This window comes from Paraburkholderia sp. Cpub6, assembly GCF_014201065.1.
Taxonomy (GTDB): Bacteria; Pseudomonadota; Gammaproteobacteria; order Burkholderiales; family Burkholderiaceae; genus Paraburkholderia; species Paraburkholderia tuberum.
Map to the genome: position 1 here is coordinate 875,749 of NZ_JACHDM010000001.1, position 17,400 is coordinate 893,148.

Here is a 17,400-nt window from a genome sequence, read left to right on the forward strand (position 1 = left end):
ACCCCTGAGGAGATCGCCGAACTTTGGCTCAAAAGGCCAGTATCCTACTCCGACTGTCATCCCAATTTTGCAAGGCTCCGCTCCGGAATGAGTTTCACGGTGTTTCTGGCGGTGTACGTGGGCGCCCGCGCAGGGGTTCGCTCACGGTGTCGACGACGGTATCGAATCGGCTTCAGATGCTCGGTCTTGCTGGCTTTTTTAACGGAGCGGGTTCTCGGACGACACGAAACGCCCGTGTTTCTGGCTCAGAACACGGACATCGTGATTTCGCATCAACTGGAAAACCCGCTCAATTACTTCTACCTGGAGGTGCGCTGGCAGGGCTATCCGCTGGTGCACAACGCGCATCTGTGCGCGGACCTCGGTTACTACTATCGGGACAACGACGTTGAAGAGGGGGCGCGTAGGGCTATCGAAGCGACAGATTGCCACGACGCGCATACGTCGTGGTATCGCGAGAAGCAGCGCACGGAGATCGCCCGCTACCTGCCGGATAACCGTCAGCCGGTCGCCACCTACGCGGCGCTGCTCGACGATCTGATCGCGCGAGCGCCGCGGCAGTCGTCGCGCGCGGCGCAAGGGCGAGGTGTCGTTGCGAGAACAGAATTGCCAGCGTATCCCGGCGCATCAGGTCCTCGCTGCCGCCGCGACTCGCGTCAGAACCGGAAGACCCGCAGCGCGTTGTTGCCGCGGATCGCGTCGCATTGCTCCTTCGGCAGACGCGCGGTGTTGGCGAACGCACCGCGAATGTCGTACACCTGATGCGGCCAGTCGGTGCCGAACATCACGCGATCCGCGCCGACCACCGAGACGAGAAATTCGAACGACGCCGGGCTATACGTGATGCAGTCGTAGTAGATATGGCGCAGATAATCGATCGGCTTGCGCTTCATCTTGCGACGTTGCGGGATCTCGACCTCGTTGCCTTTCTCGAAGCGGCCCGCCAGATAAGGCAACGCGCCGCCCGCATGTGACGCGATGAGCTTCAGATCCGGATACTGATCGAAGAAGCCTTCGAAGATCATCCGCGTGATGGCGAGCGTCGTGTCGAACATGAAACCGACCGCCCAGCTCAGATCGAACTTCGTCATGTCCATCAGATCGACGCCGGGCGGATCGGTCGGATGCACGAGCACCGGCAACGCGCGACGGTCGATCTCGGCCCAGATCGGCGCGAACATCGGATCGGTGAGGCTGCGTCCCGCGATGTTCGCGAGCACCATCACGCCGCTCGCGCCGTTCTCGCAGGTGCGGCGCAGTTCTTCGAGCGCCGCTTCCGGATATTCCCACGGCAGCGACGTGAACCAGCGGATGCGGCCGGGATATTTGGCCTGTGCTTCGGCGATCGTGTCGTTCGATTCGCGCGCGGCGAGGCAACTGGTTGCCTGATCGCCCCAGTACACGTTCGGGCAGGTCAGCGACACGACCGAAATATCGATGCCCGATTCATCCATCTGGCGGATCCGCATGTCGAAATCGAAGTGGCCTTTTTGCGGAATCACGACCGGCGTGTTGCCGCGAAACACTTCCTGCTGACCGTCGGGGCGCGTCTGAATGTTGTACGCACCGCCGCGCTGCCGCAGCAGTTCGAGCCATTTGTGCGTGAAGATGTGCGTATGAACGTCAATGACAGGCATGCGGGATCTCCCGGAGAAAGTGCGGGTAAGAGGAAAACGGGGATGAGCGGGCTACTGGGTGGCGAACTCGTTCACCGGCGCGGCGCGGCGTTTCAGCATGAACGCGCCGATCAGGCCGAGCGCGAAGAACACCGCGCAGAAATGCGCCGGCATCATGTTGTTGCCAGTCACGTGCAGCAGCCACGTCAGCACCATCGGCGAGAAGCCGCCGAAAACGGCCGCGCCGATGTTGTACGAGATCGCGAGGCCGGTCGAGCGGACTTCGGTCGGGAACAGGCCGGCGAGCGCGGTCGGAATCGGCGCGTTCGACGCGCTGATCAGCAACGCGAAGCCGAGTTCGACGGACATGATCGACGCGAACGACGGCGCGTTGACGATCCAGTAGTAAGCGGGGTACAGCACGACGAGAAACAGCGCGAGCGCGACGCGAATCAAGCGTTCGCCGCCGATGCGATCCGCGAGATGACCGAATAGAGGAATCGTCACCACGCGCAGCAGCACGCTCGCGAGCAGCACGGAAAACGGCAGCGTCACCGGCATATGCAGGTTCTGCACCGCGTAAATCGGCAGATACGTGATGATCACGTAGGCCATCACGTTGAGCGCGGCCGACAGCGCGGTCGCGACGAACAACTCGCGCGGATAGTGCATCACGACGCGCGAGAACGGCACCTTCACGCGCGCGCCGAGCTTCTGGAACGCCTCGGTTTCGGGCAGGTTGCGGCGGATATAGAAGCCGACCGGGCCGATCAGCAGACCAAGCAGGAACGGAATGCGCCATGCCCACGACTCGAGCGCCTCATGCGTGAACAGATGCGTGAGCGCGCTGCCCATCGCGACCGCGAGCAACGCGCCCAGGGCCTGCGCGAACATCTGCCAGCTGCCATACAGATTGCGGCGCGCTGTCGGTGCATATTCGATCAACATCGCGGTCGCGGTGCCGAATTCGCCGCCGGCCGAAATGCCCTGCAACAGACGCGCGCACAGCACGATCGCCGGCGCGATCAGGCCGATCTGCTGGAAGCCGGGGGTGAGCGCGATCATCGCGGCGGCCACCGTCATCATCGCGATGACGAGCGTGAGGCCTGCCTTGCGGCCTTTGCGGTCCGCGTACATGCCCAGCAGAATCCCGCCGAGCGGCCGCACGACGAAGCCCGCGCCGAACGTCGCCGTGGTGAGCATCAGCGCGGCGTACTCGCTGTGGCTGGGGAAGAACTGCTTCGCGATGATGATCGACAGAAACCCGAACACGACGAAGTCGTACCACTCGAGCACGTTGCCGAGCGTCGACGCCATTGCGCCGATCAAGCGTTTGCGCGAATCGATTGCTGTCACGACTGTCTCCTGTCGTTTTTTGAACGGCTGCGCGCTGCGTAGGAGAGCAATGTAGGGTACTGTCGGAATGAAAACAATCGAACAAAATCAATGGTCCCATAAAGTAACTTTATGATTGCGCTTCCATGACCCCAACCATCAAACAGTTGCGCGCATTCGCGCTCGTCTGCCGTTTCGGCGTGCTGACGCGCGCGGCCGACGAGATGTTCATCACCCAGCCCGCGGTCAGCGTATTGATCCGGCAAATGGAGGAGGCGCTCGGCCTGCGGCTGTTCGACCGCACGTCGCGCTCGTTGCGCCCGACTGCGGCCGCGCATGAAATCCTGCCGACCGTCGAGCGGATGCTGCGTGATCTCGAGTCGATCCAGTTGAGCGTGAAGGAGCTGGCCGGGCGCGAGCGCGGTCGGCTGCGCTTCGCGGCGACGCCGTCGATCGCGGCGGCGATCGTGCCGAAACTGCTCGCCGAATATCGCGCGCTGTACCCGAATATCGAGGTCTCGGTCGACGACGCCGCGCCCGATCGCCTGACCGCGTCGACGCTGACGGGCGACGTCGAGTTCGGCATCGGCACGATCAGCGAGCGCCCCGAGGGCATCACGCTGCAATGCCTCGCGCGCGACAACTTGTGCGCGATCTGCCGCAAGGATTCGGCACTCGCGAAAAAGCGGCGTGTGAGCTGGAAGGATGCGCTGCAGTATCCGTGGATCGGCATCAAGTCGACGAGCGGCATCCGCAAGTTGATCGACGAAACGTTGTTCACGCTCGGCATGCGCAAGGCGGTCGAGTACGAAGTGTCCTATATGACGACCGGGCTTTCGATGGTGCAGGCCGGTCTCGGCATCGCGATTTTTCCGGGCATTCTGCTCGGGTCGTTTCCCCATCGCGATCTGGTCGCGCGCAGGCTTGAAGCGCCGCTCGTCACACGCGACGTGAATCTGATCCGACGCGCCGAGCATTCGCTGTCGCCGGCGGCCGAGTCGTTTATCGAGCTTTGGTACAAACGCATCGGCAAGCCGGCCGATCTGTAGCGCGTCGCAGTTGCACACGGCCTGTCATACTGTATGAATATACAGTATCATGACTGCAATGGGCCGCTTGTGCGGCGGTGTGCGGATCGACGGAAAGAATCAGCGAAGGAACGAGGCGCGATGCCTGAACAACTGTGGTTGCCCGGGCTCGAGGCGCCGCCCCCGCCCACCGACGGGCTCTTTTTCGCGGTCTATCCCGATGCCAATACCGCGGCCGGTATCGCGAAGTTCGCGCAGCAGCTTTGTGTGGAGGCACGCGTGCGCAGCGGCGTGCGCGGCAAACCGCTCGCGGCGAACCGCTTGCACGTCACGCTCAGGCATCTCGGCAATTTCGCGGGCGGCTTGCCGGCGGATGTGGTCGAGGCGGCGAAACGGGCGGCCGCGGCGGTCAGCATGGCGCCATTTACGGTCGAATTCGACGCGGTCGCCAGCTTCGCGAAAAGGCCGCGGCTCGGGCCGGCGGTGCTGGTGGGCGAGCACGGTGTGCACGGACTGCAGGCGCTTCACGATGCGCTCGAAGCGGGCTTGCGCGACGACGGCATCGAGCCCGACGCACGTTTTACGCCGCACGTGACGCTGGCGTACGGGATGCAGTGGATCGAGCGCCATACGGCCGAGGCGGCGTGCTGGAATGTGCGCGAGTTTGCGCTGATGCACAGCCTGCTGGGACGGACCAGACATATCGTCCTCGGGCGTTGGCCGTTGGTGGGGCCGAGCTGAGGGAGGGGCGTGCCACCTCGGTAACGAATTCGCGGCTGTTTCGCGAGGCGCCGGCTAGAACCGCACGCTCGTCCCGCAGCCCCCGGCATAGGCGCCGCCGCTCGCCGCGGCGCCACCGCAAAAAACGCCGCAGCCGGAAAGCAGCACGGCCGCGGTAATCGCCGCCAGCGCGCTACGCACGCCGATCCGCCGAGACGCTTGGACGGGAAGAGCACTGGGACGGCCGATCGGTTTGAATGGCATGGCGGCGTCAAATTCGACGAGAGGGAACCTCTGCGTGCCGCGCCGGTTAAGCGCCGCGCGCGTTGTGCGACTTGATGACTTACTCTAAGTCCACGCTGAAGCACCGTCAAATGCCGGGTTGCCGGCAAATCGTCGCCTTTATGGCGTCAAGTGAGCACGGAGCGCCCGTGCGCTCCCTGATAGAATGCTCGGGCCGCAACGTTGTGGATTGCAGATGAAATTGCTTGATGCGCTTGTCGAACAGCGTATTGCCGCCGCCGCCGCGCGCGGAGAGTTCGACGACTTGCCGGGAGCGCGCGCGCCGCTGGCCCTCGACGACGATGCGTTGGTGCCGGAAGAGGTGCGCGTCGCCAACCGGATTCTGAAAAATGCGGGCTTCGTGCCGCCCGCCGTCGAGCAGCTTCGCGCGTTGCGCGATCTGCAAACGGAGCTGAATGCCGTGAGCGATCAGCCGACCCGTTGCCGTCTTCAGGCGCGCATGCTCGCGCTCGATATGGCGCTCGAATCGCTGCGCGGCGGCCCGATGGTCCTGCCGCGCGAATATTGCCGCCGCATCGCGGAGCGTCTCTCTGAGCGCGTGGGCAATGTCGATGTAGCCGCCGCGGGTTCGCAGTGAACGAGCCGCTCCCGTGTGCCGCCTCGATCGACTCTTCTGCGCAAGCCGAGGCCGGTGAGAAATCCGTTGGCGCCTGCATCGGCGCGGTCTTCGCACCGGCGGCTGATCACCCGATGGCCGCTGCCGCCATCCCTCCCGGAAATTCCGACGCTCCCATCATCTCCGAACGCGACCTGCGCTTCATGGCGCTCGCTCAGGCCGCCGCCGAAGAAGCGCGCGCAGCCGGCGAAGTACCGGTCGGCGCGGTGCTCGTGCGCGGCGACGAAGTCATCGCCACGGGCTTCAATCATCCGATCGGCGCGCATGACCCGTCCGCGCACGCCGAAATGGTCGCGCTGCGCGCAGCCGCGCAGTCGCTCGAAAACTACCGTCTGCCGGGTTGCGAACTCTATGTGACGCTCGAGCCTTGCCTGATGTGCGCCGGCGCGATCATGCACGCGCGCATCGCCCGTGTCGTGTTCGGCGCGCGCGATCCAAAAACCGGCGCGTGCGGCAGCGTGGTCGATGCGTTCGCGAATCCTCAGTTGAACCATCACACGACGGTCAGCGGCGGCGTTCTCGAAGCCGAATGTGGTGCCGCGCTCAGGTCGTTTTTTGCCGAGCGGCGTCGGACGAGTCGCGCAGCCCGCGCGGCGGCGCGCGGCGAAACGGCTGAAGCGGCCGATGCGGCCGTTGACACCGCCACACCCTCCAGCAGCGAACCGCCCCCAACCACGCCGCTCTAAAACGACAACGCCCAACGGGTCTCGCCATGACCGCTTCTCGCACCATCGAACTGATTGCGCCATCCGGCTATCCGCATGATCCGGAGGTGCTGCATCGCGCGCTGCATCGGCTGCGTGCGCAGGGGCATCGAGTCGATGGCGAGGAGGCCGCGAAGCGCCGCTACCAGCGCTTCGCGGGCACCGACGGCGAGCGCGCGGCCGATCTGAACCGGCTCGCCGATCCATCGCGTGAGCTGCCCGATGTCGTGTTGGCCGTGCGCGGCGGCTACGGCGCGGTGCGGATTCTGCACGGTCTCGACTACGAGGGGCTGCAGCGGCGGCTCGCCGATCAGCCGATAGCGCTGGTCGGTCACAGCGACTTCACCGCGATCCAACTGGCGCTGCTCGCGCGCGCCGGCTTGAAGACCTTCGGCGGCCCGATGCTGATGAGTGATTTCGGCGCCGAGCAGCTCAGCGAATTCACGATGCGGCATTTCTGGTCGGCGTTGACGCAGCCGACCATCACGGTCGCGAGCGACACGCCGCAAGCGCAGAGCGTCGACGTAACGGGCACGCTGTGGGGCGGCAATCTGGCAGTGGTGGCGTCGCTTGTCGGCACGCCGTACATGCCGCCGCTGCAGGGCGGCATCCTGTTCGTCGAGGACGTCAACGAGCAGCCGTTCCGCATCGAGCGGATGATCTATCAACTGCATCTGGCCGGCATCCTCGCGCAGCAGAAGGCGCTCGTGCTCGGTGATTTCTCGGGCGGCAAGCCGTACGACTACGACAACGGCTACGACCTGCACGCGATGGTCGAGCAAGTGCGCTCGCTGATCGGCATTCCTGTCGTGACGGGGCTGCAGTTCGGGCACGTTCATAACATGGTGACGCTGCCGGTCGGCGCGGCCGCGCATCTGGTCGCCAATGCGCATGGCTTCAGGCTGACGGCGTCGGATTATCCGAGCATTGGCTGAAGCCGTCGTGGGCGGGGCGGAGGCGGGCGGATCGCCCGCTTTTTATTGCGTCAGTAACGCAACTAACTGTCAGTATTTCCACATTCACCACCTCCCACACCCTTCGCCAATGTTTGCAGTTTTTGTTGACAAAAACTGGCTGCCACTACTCGTCTTGGCATTGTCAAAACCGGGTAAGATTCCCGCCAGACAGCCGCGCAGCTAGGGTCGCAGGGCTTCTGCTGACGCAGCGCAGCACAAAAACTGTCGAAAATCGACGCAAAAATTGTTGACAATATTTGTGTCCGTCCTATGATGACCAACATACCGAGACGCCAATCATGTCCGACACCGAATCCGTCGCGAACAGTTCGAAGCCCGAAGCAATCGCCGAGCGCATCCGCGCGGCGATCCTCGAGCACCGGCTGGCACCCGGCGCGAAACTCACCGAAGCTCAGCTATGCGAAGTATTCGGTGTGAAGCGCGGCCCCATCCGCAAGGCGCTGTCGCAGCTGGCGAGTGAGCGCCTCGTCGATCTCGAGCCGAATCGTGGCGCGTTCGTCGCGAGTCCGTCGTTGCAGGAGGTGCACGAGGTGTTCGAAATGCGCCGCATCATCGAGCTGGCCGTCGTCGAAAAGATCTGTAGCGGACACGGCATGCGGCGTCTGAAGAACATCGGCGGCAGGATCGGCCGGGAACGCAAGGCATTCGAAACGCGGGATTTTCCGGCATGGATCCGCTTGTCGGGCGAGTTTCATACGGAGCTCGCGAACCTGACCGGCAACTCAGTGTTGTGCGATTGCCTGAACGGGCTGGTCGCGCGTTCCACGCTGATTTCCGCGCTGTACGAATCGCTCGGACGCAGCCCGTGCTCGTTCGAGGACCACGAAGCGATTCTCGCCGCGCTCGACGCCGGCGATGCGAAGCAGGCGGCCGCGCTGATGTCGCGCCATCTGCAAAGCGTCGAGTTGAAGATGCTGGAGCGCCCCGCGCGCGGGGCAGCGGATCTGCATGAAGTATTCGGCGCGCTTGCGTCGAAAGAAGCATCCACCTAGACAGCCGAAGCCGACTCCACCCCAGGCTGAGGCAAGCAGCAGGCGAGCGCCCGTTCGTGGTGCGCGCCGCACTGAATTGAACTGAACCGATAGATGCACGGCCAGGCGGCCTCGCGTGAGCGCCGCCGGCCTGAACACGCACGTCCGTCGCGAGACGACGGAGCTCGGGTAGCGACGCATCGCCGCAAAGCCGCGGCGGCTGGCGATGCGACAACCACAAGTACGTCAGTACGGAGACACGCGCGGCACGGTCCGGGACCACGACGCCGACTTCTTCGACCCACGCGGGACGAGAAGCGAGCAACTGGCATGGCCGATGCAATGTCCGTCGATGCTCTTTCGACGGTCCCTATCCAAAGGAGGAATCATGGCTCAGTTCAGTGCAGCGCCAGGCAGTCACCCCATCTCCAACTATCCGGACGGCACGGCTCAAACCGATCCGTCGATGCCGGCCGGCTACAGCGAGCGGCTCTACAACGAGGACCTCGCGCCGCTGCGCGCGCAGAACTGGAGCGCGTACAACATCTTCGCGTTCTGGATGTCGGACGTGCATAGCGTGGGTGGCTATGTATTCGCGGGGAGTCTGTTCGCGCTCGGCCTGACGAGCTGGCAGGTGCTGGTGTCGCTGCTGATCGGCATCACGCTCGTGAACGTACTGTGCAACCTGATCGCGAAGCCGAGCCAGCTGAACGGCGTGCCGTATCCGGTCGCGTGCCGCGCGACCTTCGGCGTGCTCGGCGCGAATGTCCCCGCAGTGATCCGCGGCCTGATCGCGGTCGCGTGGTACGGCATCCAGACCTATCTCGCGTCGAGCGCGCTCGTGATCGTCGTGCTGAAGTTCGTGCCGCAACTGCTGCCGTACGCGGACGTGCATCGGCATGGTCTGCTCGGTCTGTCGACGCTCGGCTGGGCGGGCTTCATGCTGCTGTGGGTACTGCAGGCGCTGGTGTTCTGGCACGGCATGGAGACCATCAAGAAGTTCATCGACTTCGCCGGGCCAGCCGTCTACGTCGTGATGTTCATTCTCGCCGGCTACATGGTGTATCGCGCGGGTTTGCGCAACATCGGCATCAACCTCGGCGGCGTCAAATATCACGGCATGGAAGTGGTACCGGTGATGATCACGGCGATCTCGCTGGTGGTGTCGTACTTCTCCGGACCGATGCTGAATTTCGGTGACTTCTCGCGCTACGGCAGGAGCTTTCGCAGCGTCAAGCGCGGCAACTTCTGGGGCCTGCCGGTCAACTTCCTCGCGTTCTCGCTCGTCACGGTGATCACGACCGCGGCCACGCTGCCGGTGTTCGGCGAACTGATCACGGACCCGGTCGAGACGGTGGGCCGCATCGACTATCCGATGGCCGTGATTCTCGGCGCGCTGACCTTCACGATCGCGACGATCGGCATCAACATCGTCGCGAACTTCGTGTCGCCGGCCTTCGACTTCTCGAACGTTGCACCGCGTCTGATCAGCTGGCGCGCGGGCGGCATGCTCGCGGCGGTGGCGTCGGTGTTCATCACGCCGTGGAACCTGTTCAACAATCCGGCCGTGATCCACTACACGCTCGACGTGCTCGGCAGCTTCATCGGACCTTTGTACGGCGTCCTGATCGTCGACTTCTACCTCGTGAAACGTCAGAAGATCGTGCTCCACGATCTGTACACGGTCGCGCCGAGCGGCTCGTACTGGTATCGCAACGGCGTCAACTATCGCGCGGTGGCCGCGTTGCTGCCGGCCGCGCTGATCGCGGTGATCTGCGTGATGGTGCCGGGGCTGGACGGCTGCGCGAATTTCTCGTGGTTCATCGGCGCGGGACTCGGCGCGCTGTTTTACCGGATGCTCGCACGCTGAGTTTCACGGGCTTTCGTCGCTGCAATAACGAGTCGAACAGGAGTCGCCATGCGTATCAAACTGATCAATCCGAACACGACGCGCCGCATGACCGAGGCGATGGGGCGCTGCGCGCGCGACGTCGCCGCGCCCGGCACCGAAGTGATCGCCGTCAATCCGACGATGGGGCCGCCGTCGATCGAGGGCTATTACGACGAAGCGCTCGCCACGCCCGGTCTGCTCGCCGAAGTCGCGGCCGGCGAACTGGACGGCTGCGACGGCTACGTGATTGCGTGCTTCGGCGACCCCGGTCTCTATGCGGCCCGCGAGTTGGCGCGCGGCCCGGTGATCGGCATCGCCGAGGCGGCGATGCACGCGGCGAGCGTGCTCGCGCGGGGCTTTTCGGTCGTGACGACGCTCGCGCGCACCTGCGGCATGGCCTGGCATCTGGCCGAGCGCTACGGCATGAAGCGCTTCTGCCGCAACGTGCGTGCGACCGACGTCGCCGTGCTCGATCTCGACAAGCCGGGCTCGGCGGCGCGCCGCATCATCCTCGACGAATGCCGGCGCGCGCTCGCCGAGGACGGCTCGGACGCGATCGTGCTCGGCTGCGCGGGCATGGCCGAACTGTGCGCGGAGATCGAGGATGCGCTCGGCGCGCCGGTGATCGAAGGCGTGACGGCGGCCGTCAAATGGACCGAGGCGCTGGTGGCGCTGCGTCTCGCGACGGCCAAACGCGGCGACTACGCGCGGCCGCTCGCGAAGCGCTACGACGGCGCGCTCGCGTCGTTCAGCCCCGGTCCCCTGCGGGTAAACGCCGAATCGGCGGACTCGCACATACACTCGCTGTAACACGCACTATCTGCCCGGCTGTATGGGCGCACCGGAGTGTTTTCGCTACACTGGGTCAACTCGGCGCTGCGGTTTCCGCAGCCGCTGAAGCCGCCTGTTGCGTGGCTACACGTGTGAACCCCGCACCGTTGTCGAGGGGTTTCGAACCGCGTTCACGCGCATTCCTGGTCCCGTCACTACGCATCCGTCAAACCATGCCACTCGACCCGAACTACCCACGCGATCTGATCGGCTACGGCCGCCACCCGGTGCATCCGAACTGGCCGGGGCGAGCGCGCGTTGCGGTGCAATTCGTCCTCAATTACGAAGAGGGCGGCGAAAACTGCGTGCTGCACGGCGATCCCGCTTCCGAGCAGTTCCTGTCGGAGATCGTGGGCGCGGCGGCATATCCGGCGCGGCACATGAGCATGGAGTCGATCTACGAATACGGCTCGCGCGCGGGCGTGTGGCGCATCCTGCGCGAATTCGAAAGGCGCGACCTGCCGCTGACGGTGTTCGGCGTCGGCATGGCGATCGAACGGCATCCAGAAGTTGCGCGGGCGTTCGTCGAACTCGGACATGAGATCGCGTGCCACGGCTATCGCTGGATTCACTATCAGGACATGTCGCCGGAGCAGGAAGCGCAGCACATGCGCCTCGGCATGGAGGCGATCGAGCGCGTGACCGGCGTGCGGCCGCTCGGCTGGTACACCGGCCGCGACAGTCCGAATACCCATCGGCTGGTCGCCGAATATGGCGGCTTCCTGTACGACTCCGATTACTACGGCGACGACCTGCCGTTCTGGATGGACGTCGAGGTGGCGGGCGGCAAGACCGTGCCGCAGTTGATCGTGCCGTACACGCTCGACACCAACGACATGCGCTTCGCCACCCCGCAAGGCTTCAACACCGCGGACCACTTCTTCACCTACCTGCGCGACGCATTCGACGTGCTGTACGAAGAGGGCGACGAAGTGCCGAAGATGCTGTCGATCGGCATGCACTGCCGGCTGCTCGGGCGGCCCGGGCGTTTTCGGGCGCTGCAGCGCTTTCTCGATCACATCGAACAACACGATCGCGTGTGGGTGTCGCGGCGCGTCGATATCGCGCGACACTGGCACGAAACTCATCCTTACCAGCAAGACAGCCGCGAGGCTGCGGCATGAAGGCGATGCAATACACCCTGGACCAACTCAACAGGATCTCGACCGACGCGTTCGTCGCGGCGCTGTCGGGCGTCTTCGAGCACTCGCCGTGGGTCGCGGAGATTGCGGCGCGGGAGCGGCCGTTCGCGAGCATCGACGAGCTGCATCGCAGGATGTCGCAGATCGTCGAAACGTCTGGCGAGGACAAGCAGCTCGCGCTGATCAACGCGCACCCGGAGCTGGCCGGCAAGGCCGCGGTGCGCGGCGAGCTGACCGCCGAGTCGACGCGCGAGCAAAGCGGCGCGGGTCTCGCGCAATGCACGCAGGAAGAGTTCGACAAGCTGCATGCGCTCAATCAAGCGTATCGCGAGAAATTCGGTTTTCCGTTCGTTCTCGCGGTACGCGGCTACGACCGCCACGGCATCATCGCGAACTTCGAATCGCGCGTGAACAACAGCCGCGCCGACGAACTGCGCGCGAGCCTCGATCAGATCTATCGCATTGCACGTTTGCGGCTCGACGACCTGATCGGCGCGTGACGCGCACTGCGTCACGCAGCGAGCCGTAACGTTTTTCCCGCACCAATCGATCTCAAGGACGACAAAGATGGCACTTCCGATTCTCGACCCCAACGCACCGGAATTCACGCGCCGTTACGTGAACCTGGCGGACCCGCGTCTGGGCGCGCAGGCGCTCGAGGCTAGCGACGAATTCTTCGCACCGAAGAACCGCATGCTGAATCCGGAACCGGCCGTCTTCATTCCGGGCAAGTACGACGACAACGGCAAGTGGATGGACGGCTGGGAAACGCGCCGCAAGCGCACGACCGGCTACGACTGGTGCATCGTCAAGCTCGCGCGGCCCGGCGTGATCAAGGGACTCGACCTCGACACGAGCCACTTCACCGGCAACTTCCCGCCGGCGGCGTCGGTGGAAGCGGCGCGCGTTGCGGATGGCGAGCCGAATCAGGCGACGCAATGGACCGAGATCGTGCCGTCGACCACGTTGCAGGGCAATAGCCACCACTACCTCGAAGTCGGCGACGCGAGCGCGTACACGCATCTGCGCGTGAACATCTATCCGGACGGCGGCATCGCGCGTCTGCGTGTTTACGGTCAGCCGCAGGTCGACTGGGCCGGCGCGAGCCGCACCGAGCAGTTCGATCTCGCCGCGATGGAAAACGGCGCGTATCTGGTCGGCGCGAACAACCAGCACTTCGGCGCGGCCTCGACGCTGCTGATGCCGGGTCGCGGCGTGAATATGGGCGACGGCTGGGAAACGCGTCGTCGTCGCGAGCCGGGCAACGACTGGGCGATCATCGCGCTCGCGCAGCCGGGCGTGATCCGCAAGATCGAAGTCGACACCGCGCACTTCAAGGGCAATTATCCGGATCGCTGTTCGATCCAGGCCGCGTACGTGAAGGGCGGGACCGACAGCTCGCTCGTCACGCAGGCGATGTTCTGGCCGGTGCTGCTTGGCGAACAGAAACTGCAGATGGACAAGCAGCATTTCTTCGAGAGCGAGATCGCGGCGCTCGGGCCCGTTACGCATGTGCGCTTCAACATCTATCCGGACGGCGGCGTGTCGCGTCTGCGTCTGTGGGGTACGCTCGAATGAAAACGCTCGCCATCGAACCGCTGACGAAAGCGGCGTTCGCCGCATTCGGCGACGTGATCGAACTCGAAGGCGCGAAGCAGATTCCGATCAACCTCGGCACGACGATCCGCTATCACGACCTCGCGAAGGTCGACGTGACCGACGAGCACGGCCGCACGCTCGTCAATCTGTTTCGTGGCCAGCCGCGCACGCTGCCGTTCGAAGTGAAGATGCTCGAGCGTCATCCGCTTGGCAGCCAGGCGTTCGTGCCGCTCAACGACAAGCCGTATCTGGTCGTCGTCGCGCCCGCGGGCGAACTCGACACGAAGGAGATCCGCGCGTTCGTCACCACTGGCTGGCAGGGCGTCAACTACGCGAAAGGCGTGTGGCACCATCCGCTGATCGCATTGGGCGAGACGAGCGACTTTATCGTCGTCGATCGTGGCGGCGAGGGGCTCAATCTGAACGAGCAGGATCTGGCGGAGTCGCTGTGGCTCACGGAAGATGCGCTGAGCGCGGTGGCGGTTTGATGGCGATGCAGCTGCCGGGTCGCCGGCAGCGTTGTGGTTCGAAGAACAGGCCCGCGACGTGCGTTACGTCGTGGGCTTTTTTGCATGGATGGCGATCACTTGCGCCTGCCAAGCAGCGGCGAATGCCCAATGACTTCCCTTGACCGCTCGGGCGGCTCCGGCGCCGAAAATCCCGCTGCTTCGATGGCCGGCTTGAGCCCCCTGAATTGCAGGCTTTTCTTCGGCGAGCGCAGCGATGTCATGCCGTCGTCCCATGCATGCAGCATCTGCTTGGCTAGCGCACGCCACTGCGGTTCGTTGCGCGCTGCTTCGATCAACTCGTGGCCGACGTCGACAGCGGAGTCGCACAGCGCTTCAACCATCTGCGCATATTGCCGCGGGGCGATGCCCATGCGCGTGTTGAAAAATCGTTCCAGCGTTTTACCCGCTGCCCAGGTTTTGCGGCCGTCGACAGGCAGCCCGGGCGGATTGGCTGCGAAGCGCGGATAAGCCTGGGTCGTCACGACATCGTAGACGGGCGTGAACGCGACATCGTCGACCGAGGTATAGAACAGTGCGACGTTCTTGGTGTGGCAGTCCGCATTGCGCACGACGTAGTTCGTCAGCAAATGCCAGCCGAGCTGCTGGAGTTGCATCCGCATGGTGTCGCGATCGAGCAGATACGCTCTTGCCGCGTTGAGCATTTTCTCGCTCGTCGAATGGTATTTTTCGTGCGGCGGCAAGCCGAGCAGACCGCACAAGTCTTCGACGCCATACGCCGGCAGTCCCTGCGCGTCGACATCGAAGCGCTCGACGACGAGCGCCCTGCCATCGTCCGACATCCGCGTGCGCGCAACGGGCGCCACTCCCAGCCGCTCCAGCACCCGCATCGAATGGAACTCGTTGAAACCGAGAAAGGGCGTGTTGTCGTCCGAACCTTTGACGATGTGACGGCTCGTTCGAATCGTCGGCTTACCAAGCTGCAACGGCGTCGATGCGGCAGACTGCGCCTCCGGCGCGATGAACTTCGGCACGACGCCCGAAATGGCCGCTCGCGCGTATTCACGGACGAGTTGCGCGAAATGTTCGGCGGTGTTGTCGCCGTGCAGGATGTGCTGGACGTCGAGCGCCTGGAGTTCGGTGCCCGGCGCCACGCCTTCGGGCGTCACGGTGACCCGGCCGATCCCCATCGAGCCCACGACGGCGAGCAGTGACAGATCGGTTCCGTCGAGCAAGGGCCCGAATTGCTCGCGGATCAGATTCAGCAGATAGCCTTCGGGCAGGTTCTGCCGGAAAAACGGATGCAGGTCGCGTGGCCAGCGCCAAGGCTCTTCGCGCACCGGCATCGTCAGGCTGACGAAGTCGGCCGCGTTCGCATCGCCGTTATATTTGAGGACATAGTCGTCGCGCTCGCGAAACAGCGTGGCAACGTTCTTGCCTAGCACCTGAACGTCGAGCTTCATGGCTGCGCGTCCGGGCTGCGCTGTTCAGCGAGGATGTCTTCCAGCGTGCGGCCATGTCCATGCTCGACGAACTTGAGGTCGTAACCGGCGGCCTCGAGCAGGCGCACGAGCACGGATACGCTCATATCGTTCCTGGCGAGCGTTTCCATCCGCGCGACGGTCGTGCGGGCCACGCCCGCGCGGCGCCCAAGTTCTTCCTGCGATAGTTTGCTGTCGCGTCGCATGGCTTTCAGCATGTCCGAGACATCGGCGAGGTTGGTCATTTGTAGCCCCAGGGCGTCAAATTCAACGTATTTGATGTTTATTGTAGCCCAAGAGACACAACAGGGTTATTCGTACTTGTGTCTCTAGGGCTACATTTTATGTATCTTTGGCAATTTTTGTAGCCCAAGGGCGACAAACTCCGATTATCGAGCTCGCTGACCGCGCACGTCACCTTCCCAAACAACAACGGGCTTGCCGCTCTCGCGACAAGCCCGCTTCGCACTCCAGCCTCTGCCTCGGCACCGGCTCCATGATCCGGACAGACGTCCTTACTTCGCCGCGCCGCCTTCGAACCACGCGGCGATCTTCATCCGCTCGTCGTCGGTCATATGCGTGACGTTGCCGAGCGGCATCGCCTTCAACGTGACCGCCTGCTGGTAAATGCGCTGCGCGTTCTGCGAAATTTCGTCGGGCGTATCCATCAGCACGCCGGCGGGCGCGCTGCCCATCATCGTCGGATGCGCGGAGTGGCAGGCCACGCAGCGCTGCTGCAGCACCGGCGCGATGTCGGCGACCTTCAGCGTCGGCGCGTTGGCGGCCTGCGCCTGCGGCACCACCGGACGCGGCATGGTCCACACGAGTGCCGTGCACATCAGCGCGACGCCGACGATCGGCAGATACCACAACACCTGGCCGCGATGGCGCATCACGAAGAACTGACGGATCAGCGCGCCGGCCAGCATGATGACGACGAGCACCGCCCAGTTGTACGGATGCGTGTAGGTCATCGCGTAGTGGTTCGACAGCATCGCGAACACGACCGGCAGCGTGAAATACGTGTTGTGCACCGAGCGTTGCTTGCCGCGCTTACCGTAGATCGGGTTTGGCGTGTCGCCCTTCAGCATCGCGTCGACCATCTTGCGCTGGCCCGGAATGATCACGAAGAACACGTTGGCCGACATGATCGTCGCGAGCATCGCGCCCATGATCAGATACGCTGCGCGGCCCGCGAAGATATGGCAGGCGAGATACGCCGCGATCAGCACATAAACGCCGACGCAGATGCCGAGAAGTTTGTCGCGTGTGCCGAGAATGCGGCACAGCGAGTCGTAGACGATCCAGCCGGCCGCGAGGAAGCCGATCGCCGAGGCGACGGCGACCACCGGCCCCATGTCGAGCACGTTCCTGTCGATCAGGTAGGTGCTCGGCGAGAACAGATACAGCACGGTAAAGAGACCGAAGCCCGACAGCCACGTCGTGTACGACGGCCATTTCGACCAGTGCAGGTCTTCGGGCATTTCGGGCGGCGCGACCGTGTACTTCTGCATGTTGTAGAAGCCGCCGCCGTGCACGTGCCACAGTTCGCCGAACACGCCGCGACGGCGCTGATTCGGATCGGTCGGCGGCTTCAGGCTGTTGTCGAGCGCGACGAAATAGAACGATTCGCCGATCCATGCAATCGCGGCGATGACGTGGAACCAGCGAATCGCGAGGTTCAACCAGTCGGTGATAAAGCCTTCCATGAAACTCCTC

18 protein-coding genes are annotated in these 17,400 nt (G+C 64.1%); 13 read left to right on the forward strand and 5 right to left on the reverse strand.

All coding sequences use genetic code 11. The annotated features are described in order from the left end of the window. Positions 1-234 precede the first annotated feature (234 nt). Positions 235-762, forward strand: coding sequence for a DUF2827 family protein (locus HDG33_RS38000; protein ID WP_409258956.1), 528 nt, complete (start codon positions 235-237; stop codon positions 760-762). Here the strand turns inward: HDG33_RS38000 and HDG33_RS03830 are convergent. Then, positions 657-1,637, reverse strand: a complete 981-nt coding sequence (locus tag HDG33_RS03830; protein ID WP_184022656.1) for an amidohydrolase family protein — start codon at positions 1,635-1,637, stop codon at positions 657-659. The genes HDG33_RS38000 and HDG33_RS03830 overlap by 106 nt on opposite strands. 51 nt (positions 1,638-1,688) lie before the next feature. After that, a complete protein-coding gene (locus tag HDG33_RS03835) occupies positions 1,689-2,972 on the reverse strand; it encodes an MFS transporter (protein ID WP_184022657.1) in 1,284 nt (427 codons plus the stop codon). A 125-nt stretch (positions 2,973-3,097) separates the two neighbouring features. Between HDG33_RS03835 and HDG33_RS03840 the strand changes: the two genes are divergently transcribed. From HDG33_RS03840 to HDG33_RS03895, 12 genes are all read left to right on the forward strand, one after another. Continuing rightward, positions 3,098-4,000, forward strand: a complete 903-nt coding sequence (locus HDG33_RS03840; protein WP_184022658.1) for a LysR family transcriptional regulator — start codon at positions 3,098-3,100, stop codon at positions 3,998-4,000. A 120-nt stretch (positions 4,001-4,120) separates the two neighbouring features. Beyond that, positions 4,121-4,720, forward strand: coding sequence for a 2'-5' RNA ligase family protein (locus tag HDG33_RS03845; RefSeq protein WP_184022659.1), 600 nt, complete (start codon positions 4,121-4,123; stop codon positions 4,718-4,720). A 457-nt stretch (positions 4,721-5,177) separates the two neighbouring features. Then, complete coding sequence (locus HDG33_RS03850) at positions 5,178-5,579, forward strand: DnaJ family domain-containing protein (protein WP_184022660.1); 402 nt, start codon at positions 5,178-5,180, stop codon at positions 5,577-5,579. Further along, positions 5,576-6,304, forward strand: coding sequence for a tRNA adenosine(34) deaminase TadA (gene tadA, locus HDG33_RS03855; RefSeq protein ID WP_184022661.1), 729 nt, complete (start codon positions 5,576-5,578; stop codon positions 6,302-6,304). The genes HDG33_RS03850 and tadA overlap by 4 nt, the downstream gene beginning before the upstream one ends. 26 nt (positions 6,305-6,330) lie before the next feature. Then, positions 6,331-7,257 (forward strand): muramoyltetrapeptide carboxypeptidase, encoded by a 927-nt coding sequence (ldcA, locus tag HDG33_RS03860; protein ID WP_184022662.1) that lies wholly within the window; start codon positions 6,331-6,333, stop codon positions 7,255-7,257. Positions 7,258-7,577: 320 nt separating this feature from the next. Continuing rightward, the gene (locus tag HDG33_RS03865) at positions 7,578-8,291 is read left to right on the forward strand and encodes a GntR family transcriptional regulator (protein ID WP_184022663.1); all 714 of its coding nucleotides are present in this window, start codon (positions 7,578-7,580) and stop codon (positions 8,289-8,291) included. 367 nt (positions 8,292-8,658) lie between these two features. Next, positions 8,659-10,140 (forward strand): NCS1 family nucleobase:cation symporter-1, encoded by a 1,482-nt coding sequence (locus tag HDG33_RS03870; RefSeq protein ID WP_184022664.1) that lies wholly within the window; start codon positions 8,659-8,661, stop codon positions 10,138-10,140. Between the two features lie 48 nt (positions 10,141-10,188). Continuing rightward, positions 10,189-10,971: an aspartate/glutamate racemase family protein gene (locus tag HDG33_RS03875; RefSeq protein WP_184022665.1), complete on the forward strand. Its 783-nt coding sequence runs from the start codon at positions 10,189-10,191 to the stop codon at positions 10,969-10,971. A gap of 194 nt (positions 10,972-11,165) precedes the next feature. Beyond that, entirely contained in the window at positions 11,166-12,116 is a 951-nt protein-coding gene (gene puuE / locus HDG33_RS03880) for an allantoinase PuuE (protein WP_184022666.1), read from the forward strand. After that, positions 12,113-12,634, forward strand: a complete 522-nt coding sequence (gene uraD, locus HDG33_RS03885) for a 2-oxo-4-hydroxy-4-carboxy-5-ureidoimidazoline decarboxylase (protein ID WP_184022667.1) — start codon at positions 12,113-12,115, stop codon at positions 12,632-12,634. Before puuE ends, uraD begins: the two co-directional genes overlap by 4 nt. Positions 12,635-12,701: 67 nt before the next feature. Then, a complete protein-coding gene (alc, locus tag HDG33_RS03890; protein ID WP_184022668.1) occupies positions 12,702-13,712 on the forward strand; it encodes an allantoicase in 1,011 nt (336 codons plus the stop codon). Beyond that, a complete protein-coding gene (locus HDG33_RS03895) occupies positions 13,709-14,221 on the forward strand; it encodes an ureidoglycolate lyase (RefSeq protein ID WP_184022669.1) in 513 nt (170 codons plus the stop codon). Before alc ends, HDG33_RS03895 begins: the two co-directional genes overlap by 4 nt. 95 nt (positions 14,222-14,316) lie before the next feature. Here HDG33_RS03895 and HDG33_RS03900 read toward each other — a convergent pair whose 3' ends face one another. From HDG33_RS03900 to HDG33_RS03910, 3 genes are all read right to left on the reverse strand, one after another. Next, the gene (locus HDG33_RS03900; RefSeq protein WP_184022670.1) at positions 14,317-15,663 is read right to left on the reverse strand and encodes a type II toxin-antitoxin system HipA family toxin; all 1,347 of its coding nucleotides are present in this window, start codon (positions 15,661-15,663) and stop codon (positions 14,317-14,319) included. Next, a complete protein-coding gene (locus HDG33_RS03905) occupies positions 15,660-15,926 on the reverse strand; it encodes a helix-turn-helix domain-containing protein (RefSeq protein ID WP_184022671.1) in 267 nt (88 codons plus the stop codon). The genes HDG33_RS03900 and HDG33_RS03905 overlap by 4 nt, the downstream gene beginning before the upstream one ends. A gap of 270 nt (positions 15,927-16,196) precedes the next feature. After that, positions 16,197-17,390, reverse strand: coding sequence for a urate hydroxylase PuuD (locus HDG33_RS03910; protein ID WP_184022672.1), 1,194 nt, complete (start codon positions 17,388-17,390; stop codon positions 16,197-16,199). Between the last annotated feature and the right edge of the window lie 10 nt (positions 17,391-17,400).